Below are 15,663 nucleotides of genomic sequence, written 5' to 3'. Positions count from 1 at the left end.
TCCCTCCGGACCCGGGGGCGGCCGCGTACGAACCACTTACCGCCGGTTGTTCAACCGCCGCGTCGCGACCGCCGTGGACGGGTCCTCGGGCCACGGGTGGCGGGGATAACGCCCCCGCAACTCCGCCCGCACGGCCCGGTAGCCCTCCCGCCAGAACGACGCCAGATCCGCCGTCACCGCCGCCGGACGGCCCGCGGGCGACAGCAGATGCACCAGCACCGGCACCCCCGCCACCTCGGGTGTCTCCCGCAGACCGAACAACTCCTGGAGCTTCACGGCCAGGACGGGCTGCGGCCCGCCGTACTCCACCCGTACCCGCGACCCGCTCGGCACCTCGATCCGCTCCGGCGCCAGCTCGTCCAGCCGCGACGCCTCCCCCGTCGACCAGGGGAGCAGCCGCCGCAGCGCCTGTCCCGCGTCGAGCCGCGCCAGGTCCGACCGGCGCCGGGCACGCGACAGTTCGGGCTCCAGCCACTCGTCCGCCCGCTCCAGCAGCGCCGCGTCCGACACGTCGGGCCACCCGCCGCCCACCTCCCGGTGGAGGAAGCCGAGACGCTCCCGCAGCCCCTCCGTGTCACGCGTCCAGCGCAGCAGACCGAGCCCCTCACGCCGCAGCCCGTCCAGCAGGGCCGCCCGCACCAGCGAGCCGTCCGGCTTCTTCAGGGGCCGTACGGACAGCTCCACCGCCCCCAGCCGTTCCACCCGCCGGGCCACCACGTCACCGTCCTCCCAGTGGACCTCCTCGCCCTCGGAGCGCAGATGCCCGGCGGCGTCCCGCGCCGTCGACTCGTCGATCACCGCCGCCAGCCGGACCCGCGCGGCCACCGCCGTGGCCGGCCGGTCCGCGACCGCCACCGCCAGCCAGCCGGCACTGCGCAGCGCCGACCCGTCGCCCAACTCCCCGCCCGTACCGGACACCATGAGGTACGCCCCCGCGCCGCGCGCCCGCGCCACCCGCTCCGGAAACGCCAGCGCCGCCACCAGCCCGGCCACGGTGTCGTCCGAGGCGCCGGCCTCCCGCCCCGCCGACTCCTTGCCCGCCGCGGAGGCCAGCCGCCGCGCCTCCTGCCGCCAACGGGCGCCGTACGCGTCGCTGTTGCCGCGCGCCGCCCGCCAGGCCGCCGCCAGATCGTCCCCGTACGCGCGCGGCGGCTCCTCGCTCAGCAGCGCCACCACCTCCGCCGCCCGGCGCGTGCCGACCCGCGAGGCGCCGTCCAGGAGCGCCCGCGCCAGCCGGGGATGCAGGCCGATCCGCGACATCCGTACCCCGCGCTCGGTGGCCCGGCCCGAGGAGCCGTCCACCGCGCCGACGGCGGCCAGCACGGCACGGGCCGCCGCGAGCGCGCCGGCGGGCGGCGCGTCGAGCAGCGCGAGACCAGTCGCGTCCGGATCGCCCCAGCACGCCGCCTGGAGCGCGAACGCCGCCAGGTCCGCGACCTTGATCTCGGGGGAGGGGAAACGGGCCAGCCGTACGTCCTCGGCCTCCGTCCAGCAGCGGTAGACGGCCCCCGGCGCCTCGCGCCCCGCCCGGCCCGCCCGCTGCCGGGCGCCCGCCTGCGACACCCGTACGGTCGTCAGCGCGCCGAGCCCGCGCGCGTGGTCGGTGCGGGGCTCACGCGCCAGGCCCGCGTCCACCACGACCCGTACCCCCGGCACGGTCAGGCTCGACTCCGCCACGGCCGTCGCGAGGACGACCCGCCGCCCCGACCCGGCGGACCCGGCCAGGACCGCGTCCTGCACGGCGGCCGGCGCCCGCCCGTGCACCTGGAGCACCTCGGCCCCCACGTCGCCCAACTGCCCCGCCACCCGGCCGATCTCGCCGACCCCCGGCAGGAAACAGAGCACGTCGCCCTCCCGCTCGGCCAGCGCCCGCCGCACCACCGACGCCACATGCGTGAGCAGGACGGGATCGACGCGCATCCCGTGCGGCGGCCGTACGGGCCGCAGCGGCGGCGCCCAGACCACCTCCACCGGGTACGAGACCCCCTGGGCCTCCACGACCGGCGCGTCGCCCAGCAGCCGCGCCCAGCCCGCCGCGTCCGTCGTCGCCGAGGCCGCCACCAGCCGCAACTCCGGCCGCAGGGCCGCCCGTACGTCCAACAGGAAGGCGGCCACGGTGTCCGCGTCCAGATGCCGCTCGTGGCACTCGTCGAGGATCACCACATCGACGCCGGCCAGCTCCTGGTCCCGCTGGAGCCGCTGGAGCAGCACCCCGGTGGTCACCACCTCCACCACCGTGTCGCGGCCGACGACCCGCTCGCCGCGCACGGTGAAGCCGACCCGCTCGCCGGTCTTCTCGCCGAGCAGCCAGGCCATCCGCCGGGCCGCCGCGCGCGCCGCGATCCGCCGGGGCTCGGCGACGACGACCCGCCGTACGTGCGCGCCGCCTGCCTCGCCTCCGTCCCCCGCGCCGAGGAGCCCGGCCAGCACCAGCGGCACCAGCGTCGTCTTGCCGGTCCCGGGCGGGGCGCACAGCACCGCGCAGCCGTGCCCGTCGTCCGCGCTGTCCCCGGCGCGCCCGAAGAGGGCCCGCTCCAGCGCGGGCAGGGCGGTACGGACGGGCAGGGCGCGGAGACTGTCGTGGCGGATCATGCGCCCAGTCTCGTACGGCAGCGGGCCCGGCGGCCGGTGGGTCCTCCTGTTACGGGGCCGGTCAGTCCTCCCGTACGCAGACGAAGATCGCCGTGCCCGGGATCAGCTTGCCGCGCAGCGGGGACCAGCCGCCCCACACCTGGCTGTTCCAGGCCGGCCACTCCGGCTCCACGACGTCGACCAGCCGGAACCCGCCGGCCACCACGTCCCGCACCCGGTCGCCGACCGTCCTGTGGTGCTCCACGTAGACCGCGCGCCCCTCCTCGTCCTGCTCCACGTACGGAGTGCGGTCGAAGTACGAGGACGCCACGGACAGGCCCTCGGGCCCCGGCTCGTCGGGGAACGCCCAGCGGACCGGGTGCGTCACCGAGAAGACCCAGCGCCCGCCGGGCCGCAGCACCCGCCGCACCTCGCGGAAGACCCCCACCGGGTCCGCGACGAAGGGGATCGCGCCGTAGGCGGAACAGGCCAGGTCGAACGAGCCGTCCCGGAAGGGCAGCTGCCCGGCGTCGGCCTGCACCAGCGGGAAGCCGGACGGGCGGTCCTGCGCGATCCGCAGGGCGTGCTGGAGCTGGCGGTGGGAGAGGTCGAGCGCCACCGGGCGGGCGCCCTGGGCCGCGAGCCAGCGCGAGCACTGCGCCGCGCCCGCCCCGATCTCCAGGACGTCCAGGCCGCGCAGCGACTCCTGCGGGCCCAGCAGCTCGGCCTCCACCTCGTCCAGGCCCTCGGGGCACCAGACAAAACGGTCGTCGCCGAGGAAGGTGCCGTGCTCGGTCTGGTACTCGTCCGCGTTCCTGTCCCACCAGCCGCGATTGGCCCGGCTGCTCTCCGCCGTGCCGCTCTCGCGGCGGGTGGCTTCGGGCTCGGTGTCGGGTTCTGTACCGGGCTCGCTGTCGGAGCCGGTCACGGGGCCGTCGGCGGGACCGGCTGCGGATTCGGGTTCGTACTCTTGGATCATCGTGTCCGTCGTCGTAGGCTGCGAAGAGTCGTCGTGGGGCCGTGGTGGCCTCATCGAACGCTGGATGTGCCGGGTATGGGCCGTTCCGCCCCGGGTGTGCGCCTTCGCGCATTGACCGTGCTCGGCTGCCCCCGTATGCTAAAGGTTGCGCTGCGGGCTTGCGCGCCTCAGACGTAGCAGCCGCGCTCGCGTCAGTTGCATGTCCCCTCGGTCGTCGAGGCGCTTATCCCGTGGTGTGGGATCGGCGCTTCCTTGGCTGTCCGGCTTCGGCAGATGCGATACGGGCTCCCGGCGTAGCAGTACCTACGACTCACTGTCCGCACCGGAGCCCTAACCCACATGACGAGCAGCACCGAGACCACCGCCACCACTCCGCAGGTTGCGGTCAATGACATCGGTAACGCCGAGGCCTTCCTCGCCGCGATCGACGAGACGATCAAGTACTTCAACGACGGCGACATCGTCGACGGCGTCATCGTGAAGGTCGACCGGGACGAGGTCCTGCTCGACATCGGTTACAAGACCGAAGGCGTCATCCCGTCCCGCGAGCTTTCGATCAAGCACGACGTCGACCCCAATGAGGTCGTCAAGGTCGGCGACGAGATCGAAGCCCTTGTTCTCCAGAAGGAGGACAAGGAAGGCCGCCTGATCCTCTCGAAGAAGCGCGCCCAGTACGAGCGCGCCTGGGGCACGATCGAGAAGATCAAGGAAGAGGACGGGATCGTCACCGGCACCGTCATCGAGGTGGTCAAGGGTGGTCTCATCCTCGACATCGGCCTCCGTGGCTTCCTGCCGGCTTCCCTCGTCGAGATGCGCCGCGTCCGCGACCTCCAGCCCTACGTGGGCAAGGAGCTCGAAGCCAAGATCATCGAGCTGGACAAGAACCGCAACAACGTGGTCCTGTCCCGCCGTGCCTGGCTGGAGCAGACGCAGAGCGAGGTCCGCCAGACCTTCCTCACGACCCTGCAGAAGGGCCAGGTCCGCTCCGGCGTCGTCTCCTCGATCGTCAACTTCGGTGCGTTCGTGGATCTCGGCGGCGTCGACGGTCTCGTGCACGTCTCCGAGCTGTCCTGGAAGCACATCGACCACCCCTCCGAGGTGGTCGAGGTCGGCCAGGAGGTCACCGTCGAGGTTCTCGACGTGGACATGGACCGCGAGCGTGTCTCCCTGTCGCTCAAGGCGACGCAGGAAGACCCGTGGCAGCAGTTCGCCCGGACGCACCAGATCGGCCAGGTCGTCCCCGGCAAGGTCACCAAGCTCGTCCCGTTCGGCGCGTTCGTCCGTGTCGACGAGGGCATCGAGGGTCTGGTCCACATCTCCGAGCTGGCCGAGCGCCACGTGGAGATCCCGGAGCAGGTCGTCCAGGTCAACGACGAGATCTTCGTCAAGGTCATCGACATCGACCTGGAGCGCCGCCGCATCAGCCTCTCGCTGAAGCAGGCCAACGAGTCCTTCGGTAGCGACCCGGCCTCGGTCGAGTTCGACCCGACGCTCTACGGCATGGCCGCGTCCTACGACGACCAGGGGAATTACATCTACCCCGAGGGCTTCGACCCCGAGACGAACGACTGGCTCGAGGGCTTCGAGACCCAGCGTGAGGCGTGGGAAGGCCAGTACGCCGAGGCGCAGCTCCGCTTCGAGCAGCACCAGGCGCAGGTCATCAAGTCCCGCGAGGCCGACGAGGCCGCTGCCGCCGAGGGTGCTGCCGCGCCCGCCGGTGGTGGCAGCACTCCGGCCGCCTCGGGCGGCGGCGGTGGCGGCGGTTCGTACTCCTCGGAGTCGGACGACAACTCCGGCGCCCTGGCGTCGGACGAGGCGCTTGCCGCGCTCCGCGAGAAGCTGGCCGGCGGCCAGAGCTGACGCTCCGGTCGGCAGGTGGCTGAACAGCCGGACGGAAGGCCCGTTCCCCTTCGGGGGAGCGGGCCTTCCGCGTGTCCGGGACGGGCTTGAAAGACCTAGGGGGTGACGGCGATGTTCGTCAGGCCGTTGCCGCCGGTCACGGTGTTGGAGCTGTAGACCGTCGTACGGCAGGACGCGCTGTTGTTGGTGACGTTGACGGCGATCTTGCCGGTGCCGGTCGCCCCCGTCAGGTCGGACCGGTTGGAGCGGAAGACCGTGCCGCAGCCCCAGCCCGTCTGCTGGGTGTGGGTCTCGTAGCCGTTGTTCCGGGTGTTGCGGCCGGTGTTGCCCTCGACCAGCGTGTTGTTGCCCTTCACGTCGACCCAGGAGTCGTCGAAGTTGGCGTTGGTGAGGCCGTTGCCGTCGAAGGTGTTGCCGATGACGCGCGCGCCGGTGGTGCCTTCCTTGATGTCGATGTTCTCGCCGCCGACGTCGGGCCCGATGGTGTTGTTCAGGATCTGCGCGTTGTCGCTGCGGTCGCTCAGGTCGCCCGCCGAGCCGACGTACACGCCCTCGCCCATGCCCCGGCCGTCGTTGCCGGTGTCGTAGATCCGTGAGTTCCTGAGGATGCCGTTGCTGCTGGACGTCCGGAAGTGGACGCCCTCCATGGTCAGGTTGTGCACGGTCACGGAGTCGATCACGACGCCGTTCGCCGCGTCCGCCACGATGCCCTTCTGCGCGTTGGTGACCGTGACGCCCTGGACGGTCCAGTAGGCGGCGCCGTTGAGGTGCAGGGCGTAGCCGCCGCCGGTGGTGGTGGTGAGGACGGCGGCGGGTGAGCCGACGAGGGTGATCCTGGCCCCGGAGGTGCCGGCCACGGTCGCCTTGAAGTTGCCCTTGTAGGTGCCGTCGGCGAGCTTGATCGTGTCGCCCGGGGCCACGGTGGTGAGGGCCGTCTTGAGCTGGGCGGCGGTGCTTACCTGGATGACGGTGGCGGAGGCCGCCGCGTCGGCGGGCGTGGCGAGCAGGGCCGTACCGCCGGTGGCGAGGAGGGGGGCCAGCAGGGCGGGGAGGAGCGTTCGGGCGCGCATGGGGGTGCCTTCCCGGTCAGGGGCCGGATCCGTTCCGGCCGCCTAGAGCATGCCAAGGTCTGGACCAATGGCCAAGAGGGAGTGGGGGATTGGGGGTGCGGCCCCGGTGAGGCGGTGAGCGGAGAGCAACGTGTGGGATACACGAGCATCCGTCGGGCCGTAACACGCCATTGCCAAGATCCCCGCACACCTGACCGGAAGGGGTAACTGGCCATGCGTCACACGCCGAACACCACCACGGGCAACCGCACTTCGGGCAACACCGGCACTTCGGGCACGGGTACGGGTACGGGCACCGGCACTTCGGGCACGAGCCGCCGGAATTTCCTGCGCCAGGTAGGCGTCACCGGGGGAGCCGGGGCGATGCTCGCCACCATGGGGGCCCTGGGTCTCGCCCCCACGGCCGAGGCCGCGGGCCGCGAGCCCGTCTTCCGCGCGCCCAGAACAGGTGACTTCACCCTCAAGGGCCGGGCGGCGGCCAAGGTCGTGATCGTCGGCGGCGGGATCGCCGGCCTCACCACGGCGTACGAACTGGGCAAGGCGGGCTACGACTGTACGGTCCTGGAGGCCAGGGACCGTACGGGAGGCCGCAACTTCACCGTACGCGGCGGGGATTCGACCACGGACCTCCTCGGCCACCGCCAGACGGCGCGCTTCTCGGACGGGCAGTACATGAACGCGGGTCCCGCCCGGATCCCGCAGTGGATGGTCACCATGGACTACTGCCGTGAACTGGGCGTCCCCGTCGAGGTGTTCACCAACTCCAACGCCAGCGCGTACATCTACAACGAGAAGGCCGGCATGACGGCCCCGGTCCGCCACCGCACCGCCAAGGCCGACACGTACGGCTACGTCTCCGAGTTGCTCGCCAAGGCCACCGGACGGGGCGCGCTGGACGCCGAGTTGACCGCCGACGACCAGCAGCGGCTCCTCGAATTCCTCAAGAGCTTCGGCGACATCGGCAATCAACTCACCTACACGGGAAGCGAACACCGCGGCTTCAGCATCGACCCGGCCGCCGCCGGCACCCCCGGAGTGGAGCTGGGTGAGGTGCCCACCGTGTCCGAGGTGCTCTCCAGCGGAGTGGGCCGGTACTTCTCCTTCGAGTTCGGCTACGACCAGGCGATGCTGATGTTCCAACCGGTCGGCGGCATGGACCGGATACCGGCGGCGCTCACCCGGGCGATCGGCCACGGCAGGATCCGTACCGGCGCCGTCGTCCAGAAGATCACCGACAAGGCGCACGGCGTGAGCGTCACGTACGTACAGAACGGCCGGACGCGCGCGATCGACGCGGACTACTGCGTCGCCGCCCTGCCGCCCCACATCCTCGCGAAGACCTCCCACAACCTGGGCAGCGCGGTGCAGACCGCGCTGGAGGCCGTGCGGCCGTCGTCCGCCGGGAAGATCGCGCTGGAGTACCGCAGCCGCTGGTGGGAGAGCGACCACCGGATCTACGGCGGGATCACCGAGACGGACATGGACCTCAGCCACATCTGGTACCCGTCGTACGGCTTCCACGGATCGCGCGGCACGGTCATCGGCTACTACAACACGGGCACCAACGCCGACACGTACGGAAACCTGACCCCCGCCGAGCGGGAGAAGCGGGCCGTCGCCCAGGGCGAGAAGATCCACGGTGCGAAGTACCGCACCGAGCTGGCCTCCTCCTTCTCCCACCACTGGCGGCAGACCCCGCACCTGGAGGGCGCCTGGCACAGCATGTCCGGCGGTCCCGACGCGCCGGTCTTCGCCCCGCTCAACCGCGCCGCGGGCCGCGTCTACTTCGCCGGCGACTACCTCTCGTACGCCGACGCCTGGCAGCACGGCGCCTTCACCTCCGCCAGGAAGGTGGTGAGCACGCTCCACGCGCGGGTCCTCGCCTGACGTTCCCACGTTCGGACGCTCGGACGTTCGTAACGGATCTTCGTGCGGCACGGGGAATGCCCGTGCCGCACGGTGCGTTCTTCTTACGAACACGAGGAGGAGCGGTAATCGTGCTTGATCCGCAGGGTTTGTACGAATGGGAGCCCAAGGGCCTCGCCGTCGTCGACATGGCGCTGGCACAGGAGTCGGCGGGCCTTGTCATGCTCTACCACTTCGACGGCTACATCGACGCGGGGGAGACCGGCGACCAGATCGTCGAGAACCTGCTGGAGTCACTGCCCCACCAGGTGGTGGCCCGCTTCGACCACGACCGGCTCGTGGACTACCGCGCACGCCGGCCGTTGCTGACGTTCAAGAAGGACCGCTGGGCCGGTTACGAGACCCCGACGCTCGACGTGCGCCTGGTCCAGGACGCCACGGGAGCGCCCTTCCTGCTGCTGTCGGGCCCCGAGCCGGACGTGGAGTGGGAGCGGTTCGCGGCGGCCGTCCGCCAGATCGTGGAACGCCTGGGAGTACGGCTCTCGGTGAACTTCCACGGCATCCCGATGGGCGTCCCGCACACCAGGCCGGTCGGCATCACGCCGCACGGCAACCGCACGGACCTGATGCCGGGGCACCGCAGCCCCTTCGACGAGGCGCAGGTGCCGGGCAGCGCGGAGTCGCTGCTCGAATACCGCCTGATGCAGTCCGAGCACGACGTCCTCGGGGTGGCCGCGCACGTCCCGCACTACGTGGCACGGTCCTCGTACCCGGACGCGGCGCTGACCGCGCTGGAGGCGATCACGGCCGCGACGGGACTGGTCCTGCCGAGCATCGCGCACTCCCTGCGCACCGAGGCACAGCGCACGCAGACCGAGATCGAGCGCCAGCTCAGCGAGGGTGACGAGGACCTGGTGACCATGGTCCAGGGTCTTGAGCACCAGTACGACGCGGTCGCCGGCGCCGAGAGCCGGGGGAACCTGGTCGCGGAGCCGACGGAGCTGCCGTCGGCCGACGAGATCGGCCGTGAGTTCGAGAAGTTCCTCGCCGAGCGGGAGGGCGACGGCGGCGCCTGAGGCCGCCCCGCCCGTACGGCACCTGATCTTCCCGCGATGACCGCGGCGCCCGGACCACCCGTCCGGACGCCGCGGTCATCGCTGTTCCGGGAGGTGCGGTCTTACGGGCCATGAGGGCCGTGACAATGGCTTGTTAAATGTCTGGACCAGTCGTGCCCGCCTGTTGGTGTATGCGCGTAATCATCCGATTGACGTAGTGATCACGCACTCTTAGCGTGTCCGCGTCACGGGTGGGCGACCGGCTCCCCTGATCGGCCTGGGGGGCACCTTGCGAAGATCACAGCGAACGAGGACGACAAGGACGACAACGACAACGACGACGACGGCAGCCGTCGTCGCCGGCGCCGCGGCACTGGCCCTGGCGGCCACCGGGATCGGCGCCGGCCCGTCCGCCGCGCAGGCCGGGGGTACGAACGGTCCCGCCACCGGCACCGCGCGGCCGGCCGCCGCCGGGGACGGCGCCGGGATCACCCTGATCACCGGCGACCGGGTCGTCCTGGACAGCCGGGGCAAGGTCGCCCAGCTGCGACCCGCCCAGGGCCGCGAGGCCGTCCCGGTCCAGATCAGCGAGATCCAGGGACACACCTACGTCCTGCCCTCCGACACGGCGGGCCTGATCGCCACCGGCAAGCTGGACCGCCGCCTTTTCGACGTGACCGAACTGAGCCGCCCCGAATACCGCCAACTGGTCGGCGACGGTGTCCCGTTGCTCGTCACCTACACCGGCGCGGGACCGCGCTCCGCCGCCCGAAGCGAGCTGCGCGCGGAGACCGGCGCGACCGTACGGGCCGAGATCGACACCGTCGCGGGCGAGGCCCTGACCGTGCCGGGCCCCGACGCGGGCGCCGCGTGGGCCGCTCTGACCAGGCGCTCCACCCAGGGCCACCGCCTCGCCGCCGGAATCCGTTCCGTCCGGCTCGACGGCCTGGTCAAGGCCTCGCTGGACAAGAGCGTGCCGCAGATCGGCGCCCCCGACGCCTGGCACGCCGGATACGACGGCACGGGCGTGAAGGTCGCCGTCCTGGACACCGGGATCGACACCCGCCACGCGGACCTGGCGCCCCAGGTGGTCGCCGAGAAGAACTTCACCGACTCGCCCGACGTCACCGACCACTACGGGCACGGTACGCACGTCGCCTCCACCATCGCGGGCACCGGCGCCGCCTCCCAGGGGAAGTGCAAGGGCGTCGCGCCCGGCGCCCAGCTGATCAACGGCAAGGTCCTCAACGACCGGGGCGCGGGCACCGAGTCCTCGATCATCGCGGGCATGGAATGGGCCGTCGACCAGGGCGCCACGATCGTCAACCTCTCCCTCGGCGGCGGTGACACCCTCGGCGTCGACCCGGTCGAGGAGACCGTCGACAAGCTCTCCGACCGCGCGCTGTTCGTGATCGCCGCGGGCAACGAGGGCCCCGGCGCCTCCACCCTCGGCACCCCCGGTACCGCCGACCGCGCCCTCACCGTCGGCGCCGTCGACCAGCAGGACACCCTCGCGACCTTCTCCTCGCGCGGCCCGCGCATCGGGGACAGCGCCCTCAAGCCCGACCTGACCGCGCCCGGCGTCGACATCACGGCGGCGGCCGCGGCGGGCAGCCGTATCGACACCGCCCCCGGCACCCCCCACCCCGCGCCCGGCTACCTCACGATCTCCGGCACCTCCATGGCCACCCCGCACGTGGCGGGCGCCGCCGCGCTGCTCTCCCAGCAGCACCCCGACTGGAGCGGTACGCGGATCAAGGAGACGCTCGTCGGGTCCGCCAGGCCGGGCCCGTACAGCGCGGTCGAGCAGGGCAGCGGCCGGGTCGACCTGACCCGGGCCATCGTCCAGGACGTCGTCGCCGAGCCCGCCTCGTTGAGCTTCGGCGCCCCGCTCTGGCCGCACACCGACGACCAGCCGGTGACCAAGACCCTCACCTACCGCAACAGCGGAACGGAGGCGGTCACCCTCGACCTCACCGCGACCGCCACGGGCCCCGCCCGCGCCCCGGCCCCCGACGGCTTCTTCACCCTCGGCGCCCGGCAGGTCACCGTACCGGCGGGCGGCACCGCGTCCGTCGGCGTCACCGCCGATCCCCGGCTCGGCGGCGAGACCCTCGGCGTGTACAGCCTCGCCGTCACCGCGAGCGCCGGAAAACGGTCCGTGCGGACGGCGGGCGCGCTCAACCTGGAGGGGGAGATGTACGAGCTGACCCTCAAGGCCACCGCGCGCGACGGCTCCGCCCCCGGCGAGGGCGACTGGTCCGGTTACGTCTACGACCTCGACCACGACACCATGACCGCGGTCTCCGGCGACCATGGAACGGCCCGGCTGCGGCTGCCCAGGGGCACGTACACGATCATCGCCGAGGTACCGCTGCTGAGCCCCGAACTCGTCTACATCGGCGACGACTTCGTCTCCGCGCCGCGGCTCCTGCTCGACAAGGACACCACGCTCCCGGTCGACGCGCGGCAGACGAAGCTGATCGATCTCGCGGCGCCGGACCCCGACGCCTCGTACAGCCTCGGCTTCGTGACCATCACCCCGGACGGGGCGCCGGGCCCGATCGCGCTGTACATCGGCAACCTGTCCGAGGGCTTCCGTACCCAGCAGGTCGGCCCCCGGCCCGCGCCCGGAACGGTCTCCTCCCACATCGTCGCCAACTTCGTCACGGACACGGCGACTTTCCTGCTCGCGGACAAGCTGGACGACGGCTTCTACACCGGCCGCACCCTGCGCCCGACGTGGGGTCAGCTCGCCAAGGTCACCTCGCAGCAGGGTGGTTCGGTCACCGGCCGGTCCGGTCTGATCCTCTCGACGCCCGACAACGGGATGTACGGCTCCACTTACACGGGCCTTCCTGAGACGGTCACCACCTACCTCCAAACCGGGCGCACCTGGCAGCGGACCTTCCAGCAACTGCGCGGCGGCAGGACCGTCGAGGTGCAGTACCCGCTGCCGTCCCGGACGTACCGCGCGGGGAAGGAGTACTCCGAGACCTTCAACACCGGGGTCTTCGGCCCGGCGCTCACGGGTCCTGGCTCCGGCTCCGGCTCCGGCACCGGCCCCGGATCCGGCCTGGTCAGGGACGGTGACCGGCTGACCGGCTCGATCCGCCCCTTCACGGACAGCGCGGGCCACGACGGCGAGAGCCTGTACGACACGGCGTCCGCCTCCACCACGCTGTACCGCGACGGCGTGCCGTACGCCACGGTCCAGGACCCGCTGGACACGGCGGGCTTCGACCTGCCGAGGGAGAAGGCGCGGTACAAGCTCGTCACGACCGTCAGCCGGGTCAAGTCCGGTGTGGCGACGGTCGGTACGGAGGTGTCGTGGTCGGCCGAGTTCACCTCGGGCCGCACCGGCAGGGCCACCAGGATCCCGTCGAGCGTGGTGCGCTACACCCCGCAACTCGCCCTCGACGGAACGGCCTCGGCGGGCGCGCGGCAGAGTGTGCCGGTCACCGTGCAGGGCTCGACCGCCGGTCACGACCTCAAGTCCCTCGCGGTGTACGGCTCGTACGACCGGGGCGCGACCTGGTCGGCGCTGACCGTGCGGGACGGCAAGGTGACCGTGGTGAACCCGGCGGCGGGCGGTTCGGTCTCCTTCAAGGCCGAGATCAAGGACCGCGACAAGGGGGTCTTCACCCAGACACTCCTGGACGCCTACCGGACGCGGTAGGCCCGCTCGCGCGGTGTGAGGGCACCGCGCGCAGACGGCCACGGGCCGCCCGGCCGACGGGCGGCCCGTGGCCGTTCCGGCGGGGGGCCGCGGCCGTTCCTGGCCCGACCGGTGGTTGTCCCCGCACGACCCATGACCGGTCCTGGGCGGGCCGTGTACCCACCCCCTAAGCTGGAACGCATGCTGAGACTGGGACTCACAGGCGGAATCGGCGCGGGCAAGAGCGAGGTCTCGCGGCTGCTGGCCGGTTACGGCGCCGTGGTCATCGACTCCGACCGGATCGCGCGCGAGGTGGTCGAGCCGGGCACCCCGGGGCTGGCCGCCGTCGTCGCCGAGTTCGGCCCCGGCGTGACCACCGCCGACGGGGCCCTGGACCGCCCGGGACTCGGTGTGATCGTCTTCGGCGACCCCGACCGGCTCAAGGCGCTGAACGCGATCGTCCACCCCCTGGTACGTGCCCGCTCCGCCGAGCTGGAGGCGGCGGCGGGCGCCGACGCGATCGTCGTCCACGACGTGCCGCTCCTCGTGGAGAACGGCATGGCGCCGCTGTACGACCTGGTGGTCGTCGTGGACGCCTCGTCCGAGACCCGGCTCGACCGGCTCGTACGGACCCGGGGCATGAGCGAGTCCGAGGCGCGCAAGCGCATGGCGGCGCAGGCGACACGCGAGGAGCGCCGCGCCGTCGCGGACGTCGTCATCGACAACGACGGCCCGCTGGAGAAACTGGAACCGCAAGTCCGCGGGGTCTGGGAGAGCCTGACGGAGCGCGCGGCGGCGTCCGGCCGGCGCGGGAGAATGGAATAGCACCGCGACGCGTGGCGTTGAAGCCGTGCGGCTAGGGAAGGATGCGACCGTGCCCGAGAGCCCGGAGACCCACGTCATCGACTATCGCGCGGCCGAGCAGCTGCTGGCGGCGCGGGATCCGCGCGGGGCCGTGAAGCTCCTCGACTCGGTGATCGCGGCCCACCCGGAGAACACCGCGGCCCGGCTCCTGCGCGCTCGCGCGTTTTTCGCGGCGGCCCAACTGCGCCCGGCCGAGCTGGAGTTCGAGCTGGTCCTGGAGCGCGAGCCGGACAACGCGTACGCACACTTCGCCCTGGCCAGGACGTATCAGCGGGCGGGCCGTCCCGACCAGGCCACCCGGCACTTCCGGCTGGCGGCGGCGCTGGACCCGAAGCCGGAGTATCTGAAGGCGGCCCGGTTCGACAGCGACGCGCGGGACGCCGATTCCCCCGGCGCGGATTCCCCCGCGGACTGACCGCTCCAGCACTGATCGCTCCGGCCGCGGTGGGTTCCGGGGTGTAGCCGTACGGTCACCGGCCCGGCGGCCGGCCGTACCGGTCGTCGCGGTCCGTTCCGCGCGCCCTGCGTCTGATGCGCCACAGGACCACCCCCAGGTCCGTCAGGACGGCCAGCAGCAGCACACCGCAGGCCAGCGACCACCCCATCCGCCCGGCGACCGCGAACGCCACCGTGCCGAAGACGGCCCAGATCACACCCCATACGCTCAGCCAGAACCGCATCCGCAGCGCACTGCGGGCGGTGGTCGGCTCACTTCCGGTGCGCATATCTCGCACCTCCCGAGAGGGGTCTACCCGCCCACGCGGCCCCTGACCCCGACCACGGGAAAGAGTGTGCGGGGCGAGCGATGAGTTCGGGCGCGGCCTTCCGTCTACCTCTCGACAGCGCCACCGGGCGCTCGATCAGACGGAGGAAACCACCATGTCAGAGGCACTGAACCCGAGCCCGGCCACAGGCGGCCACGCGCCGTCCCGCCGGACGCACCTCACGGTGCGCGGGCTGGAGATCGCGCTGGCGCTGTTCTTCGGGATCGCGAGCGCCGCCCCCAAGCTGGTCGCGCACTCCTCGGCGGTGGAGTCCTTCGACACCATCGGTTTCGGCGACTGGTTCATGTACCTGATCGGGGCCCTGGAGCTGGCCGGCGCCGTCGCGCTGCTGATCCCCCTGCTGTCGGGGGTGGCCGCGATCGCCTTCGTCGGACTGATGATCGGCGTCTTCGTCACCCAGCTGACCGCCTTCGACGGCGAGAACCTGCTGACGCCGGTGATCCTGGCCGTCCCGTTGGTCTTCATGGCCGTGGTGCGCCGGCCCCGTACGGCGGAGCTGGTAGGGCTGGTCCGCCGGCGGACGGGCGCGGCGCACTGAGCGTGCGCGTGCACGGCTCCCGCGCACCGGCGCGGCTCAGTGCACGAACGTGTAGCTCCGCCAGGGGGTGGCGCCGGGGGCGATCACGTCGTTCAGTGTGGTGGCGATGTACGTGGTGCTCTTCCCCGAGCAGTCCGGGGTCCGGTACATCCGCATGTCGACGAGGGTGCGGTTCGTGAGGTCGACGGCGCCGCCCGGCACGAGCCGGTGGCAGCCGGTGACCAGGGGGTTCGACACCTGGACCTCGTGCCGGTTGGCGGACTCGTACACGATCGTGCCCACCGAGGTCCGGCCGAGGCCGGAACATCCGGCGACGGCGAAGGTCAGGAGCGCTGCCCCGGCGGCGAGGCCGAGGCGCCGGTGATCGGTCACGGACATGGGCCGTCCTCGTCTTCAGGTCGGTACGGGCGGTCTTCA

At 72.1% G+C, this 15,663-nt stretch carries 12 protein-coding genes; 7 read left to right on the top strand and 5 right to left on the bottom strand.

Features of this window, described 5'->3' with window-relative positions; translation table 11 throughout:
• Positions 1-36: 36 nt before the first annotated feature.
• The gene (gene hrpB, locus ACIO1C_RS09065; RefSeq protein ID WP_401860147.1) at positions 37-2,592 is read right to left on the bottom strand and encodes an ATP-dependent helicase HrpB; all 2,556 of its coding nucleotides are present in this window, start codon (positions 2,590-2,592) and stop codon (positions 37-39) included.
• A 61-nt stretch (positions 2,593-2,653) separates the two neighbouring features.
• Positions 2,654-3,604 (bottom strand): class I SAM-dependent methyltransferase, encoded by a 951-nt coding sequence (locus tag ACIO1C_RS09060; RefSeq protein WP_401860144.1) that lies wholly within the window; start codon positions 3,602-3,604, stop codon positions 2,654-2,656.
• Between the two features lie 285 nt (positions 3,605-3,889).
• Here ACIO1C_RS09060 and rpsA point away from each other — a divergent pair, with 285 nt between their 5' ends.
• Positions 3,890-5,410 (top strand): 30S ribosomal protein S1, encoded by a 1,521-nt coding sequence (gene rpsA / locus ACIO1C_RS09055; RefSeq protein ID WP_401860141.1) that lies wholly within the window; start codon positions 3,890-3,892, stop codon positions 5,408-5,410.
• Between the two features lie 95 nt (positions 5,411-5,505).
• Here rpsA and ACIO1C_RS09050 read toward each other — a convergent pair whose 3' ends face one another.
• A complete protein-coding gene (locus tag ACIO1C_RS09050) occupies positions 5,506-6,480 on the bottom strand; it encodes a sheath polysaccharide-degrading enzyme (protein WP_401860138.1) in 975 nt (324 codons plus the stop codon).
• Positions 6,481-6,843: 363 nt separating this feature from the next.
• On the opposite strand from ACIO1C_RS09050, the gene ACIO1C_RS09045 reads away from it, so the two are divergent.
• The 5 genes from ACIO1C_RS09045 (at position 6,844) to ACIO1C_RS09025 (ending at position 14,338) form a co-directional block, all read left to right on the top strand.
• Entirely contained in the window at positions 6,844-8,367 is a 1,524-nt protein-coding gene (locus tag ACIO1C_RS09045; protein WP_401860978.1) for a flavin monoamine oxidase family protein, read from the top strand.
• Between the two features lie 110 nt (positions 8,368-8,477).
• Complete coding sequence (locus tag ACIO1C_RS09040; RefSeq protein ID WP_327237103.1) at positions 8,478-9,422, top strand: PAC2 family protein; 945 nt, start codon at positions 8,478-8,480, stop codon at positions 9,420-9,422.
• Positions 9,423-9,690: 268 nt separating this feature from the next.
• Complete coding sequence (locus ACIO1C_RS09035; RefSeq protein ID WP_401860135.1) at positions 9,691-13,080, top strand: S8 family peptidase; 3,390 nt, start codon at positions 9,691-9,693, stop codon at positions 13,078-13,080.
• A 180-nt stretch (positions 13,081-13,260) separates the two neighbouring features.
• A complete protein-coding gene (gene coaE, locus ACIO1C_RS09030) occupies positions 13,261-13,884 on the top strand; it encodes a dephospho-CoA kinase (protein WP_401860132.1) in 624 nt (207 codons plus the stop codon).
• Between the two features lie 49 nt (positions 13,885-13,933).
• The gene (locus ACIO1C_RS09025) at positions 13,934-14,338 is read left to right on the top strand and encodes a tetratricopeptide repeat protein (RefSeq protein ID WP_401860130.1); all 405 of its coding nucleotides are present in this window, start codon (positions 13,934-13,936) and stop codon (positions 14,336-14,338) included.
• A gap of 55 nt (positions 14,339-14,393) precedes the next feature.
• Here the strand turns inward: ACIO1C_RS09025 and ACIO1C_RS09020 are convergent, their stop codons facing one another.
• Positions 14,394-14,648 carry a DUF6343 family protein gene (locus ACIO1C_RS09020; RefSeq protein WP_401860127.1) on the bottom strand — a complete coding sequence of 85 codons (255 nt, stop codon included), beginning with the start codon at positions 14,646-14,648 and terminating at the stop codon, positions 14,394-14,396.
• 154 nt (positions 14,649-14,802) lie between these two features.
• On the opposite strand from ACIO1C_RS09020, the gene ACIO1C_RS09015 reads away from it, so the two are divergent.
• Entirely contained in the window at positions 14,803-15,246 is a 444-nt protein-coding gene (locus ACIO1C_RS09015; protein ID WP_401860124.1) for a DoxX family protein, read from the top strand.
• 36 nt (positions 15,247-15,282) lie between these two features.
• On the opposite strand, the gene ACIO1C_RS09010 is transcribed toward ACIO1C_RS09015, so the two are convergent.
• Positions 15,283-15,624, bottom strand: a complete 342-nt coding sequence (locus ACIO1C_RS09010) for a hypothetical protein (protein WP_401860121.1) — start codon at positions 15,622-15,624, stop codon at positions 15,283-15,285.
• Positions 15,625-15,663 lie beyond the last annotated feature (39 nt).

The organism is Streptomyces sp. NPDC087420 (assembly GCF_044744165.1).
GTDB lineage: Bacteria > Actinomycetota > Actinomycetes > Streptomycetales > Streptomycetaceae > Streptomyces.
The sequence above is the reverse complement of the archived record's forward strand: the minus strand, read 5'-3'. Positions and strand labels throughout refer to the sequence as shown.

What these genes read in the sequence shown, in the direction of transcription:
- coaE (WP_401860132.1), top strand. Translation starts at nt 13,261, where the DNA reads ATGCTGAGACTGGGACTCACAGGCGGAATCGGCGCGGGCAAGAGCGAG.
- ACIO1C_RS09060 (WP_401860144.1), bottom strand. Translation starts at nt 3,604, where the DNA reads ATGAGGCCACCACGGCCCCACGACGACTCTTCGCAGCCTACGACGACG.
- ACIO1C_RS09015 (WP_401860124.1), top strand. Translation starts at nt 14,803, where the DNA reads ATGTCAGAGGCACTGAACCCGAGCCCGGCCACAGGCGGCCACGCGCCG.
- ACIO1C_RS09020 (WP_401860127.1), bottom strand. Translation starts at nt 14,648, where the DNA reads ATGCGCACCGGAAGTGAGCCGACCACCGCCCGCAGTGCGCTGCGGATG.
- ACIO1C_RS09010 (WP_401860121.1), bottom strand. Translation starts at nt 15,624, where the DNA reads ATGTCCGTGACCGATCACCGGCGCCTCGGCCTCGCCGCCGGGGCAGCG.
- rpsA (WP_401860141.1), top strand. Translation starts at nt 3,890, where the DNA reads ATGACGAGCAGCACCGAGACCACCGCCACCACTCCGCAGGTTGCGGTC.
- hrpB (WP_401860147.1), bottom strand. Translation starts at nt 2,592, where the DNA reads ATGATCCGCCACGACAGTCTCCGCGCCCTGCCCGTCCGTACCGCCCTG.
- ACIO1C_RS09050 (WP_401860138.1), bottom strand. Translation starts at nt 6,480, where the DNA reads ATGCGCGCCCGAACGCTCCTCCCCGCCCTGCTGGCCCCCCTCCTCGCC.
- ACIO1C_RS09045 (WP_401860978.1), top strand. Translation starts at nt 6,844, where the DNA reads ATGCTCGCCACCATGGGGGCCCTGGGTCTCGCCCCCACGGCCGAGGCC.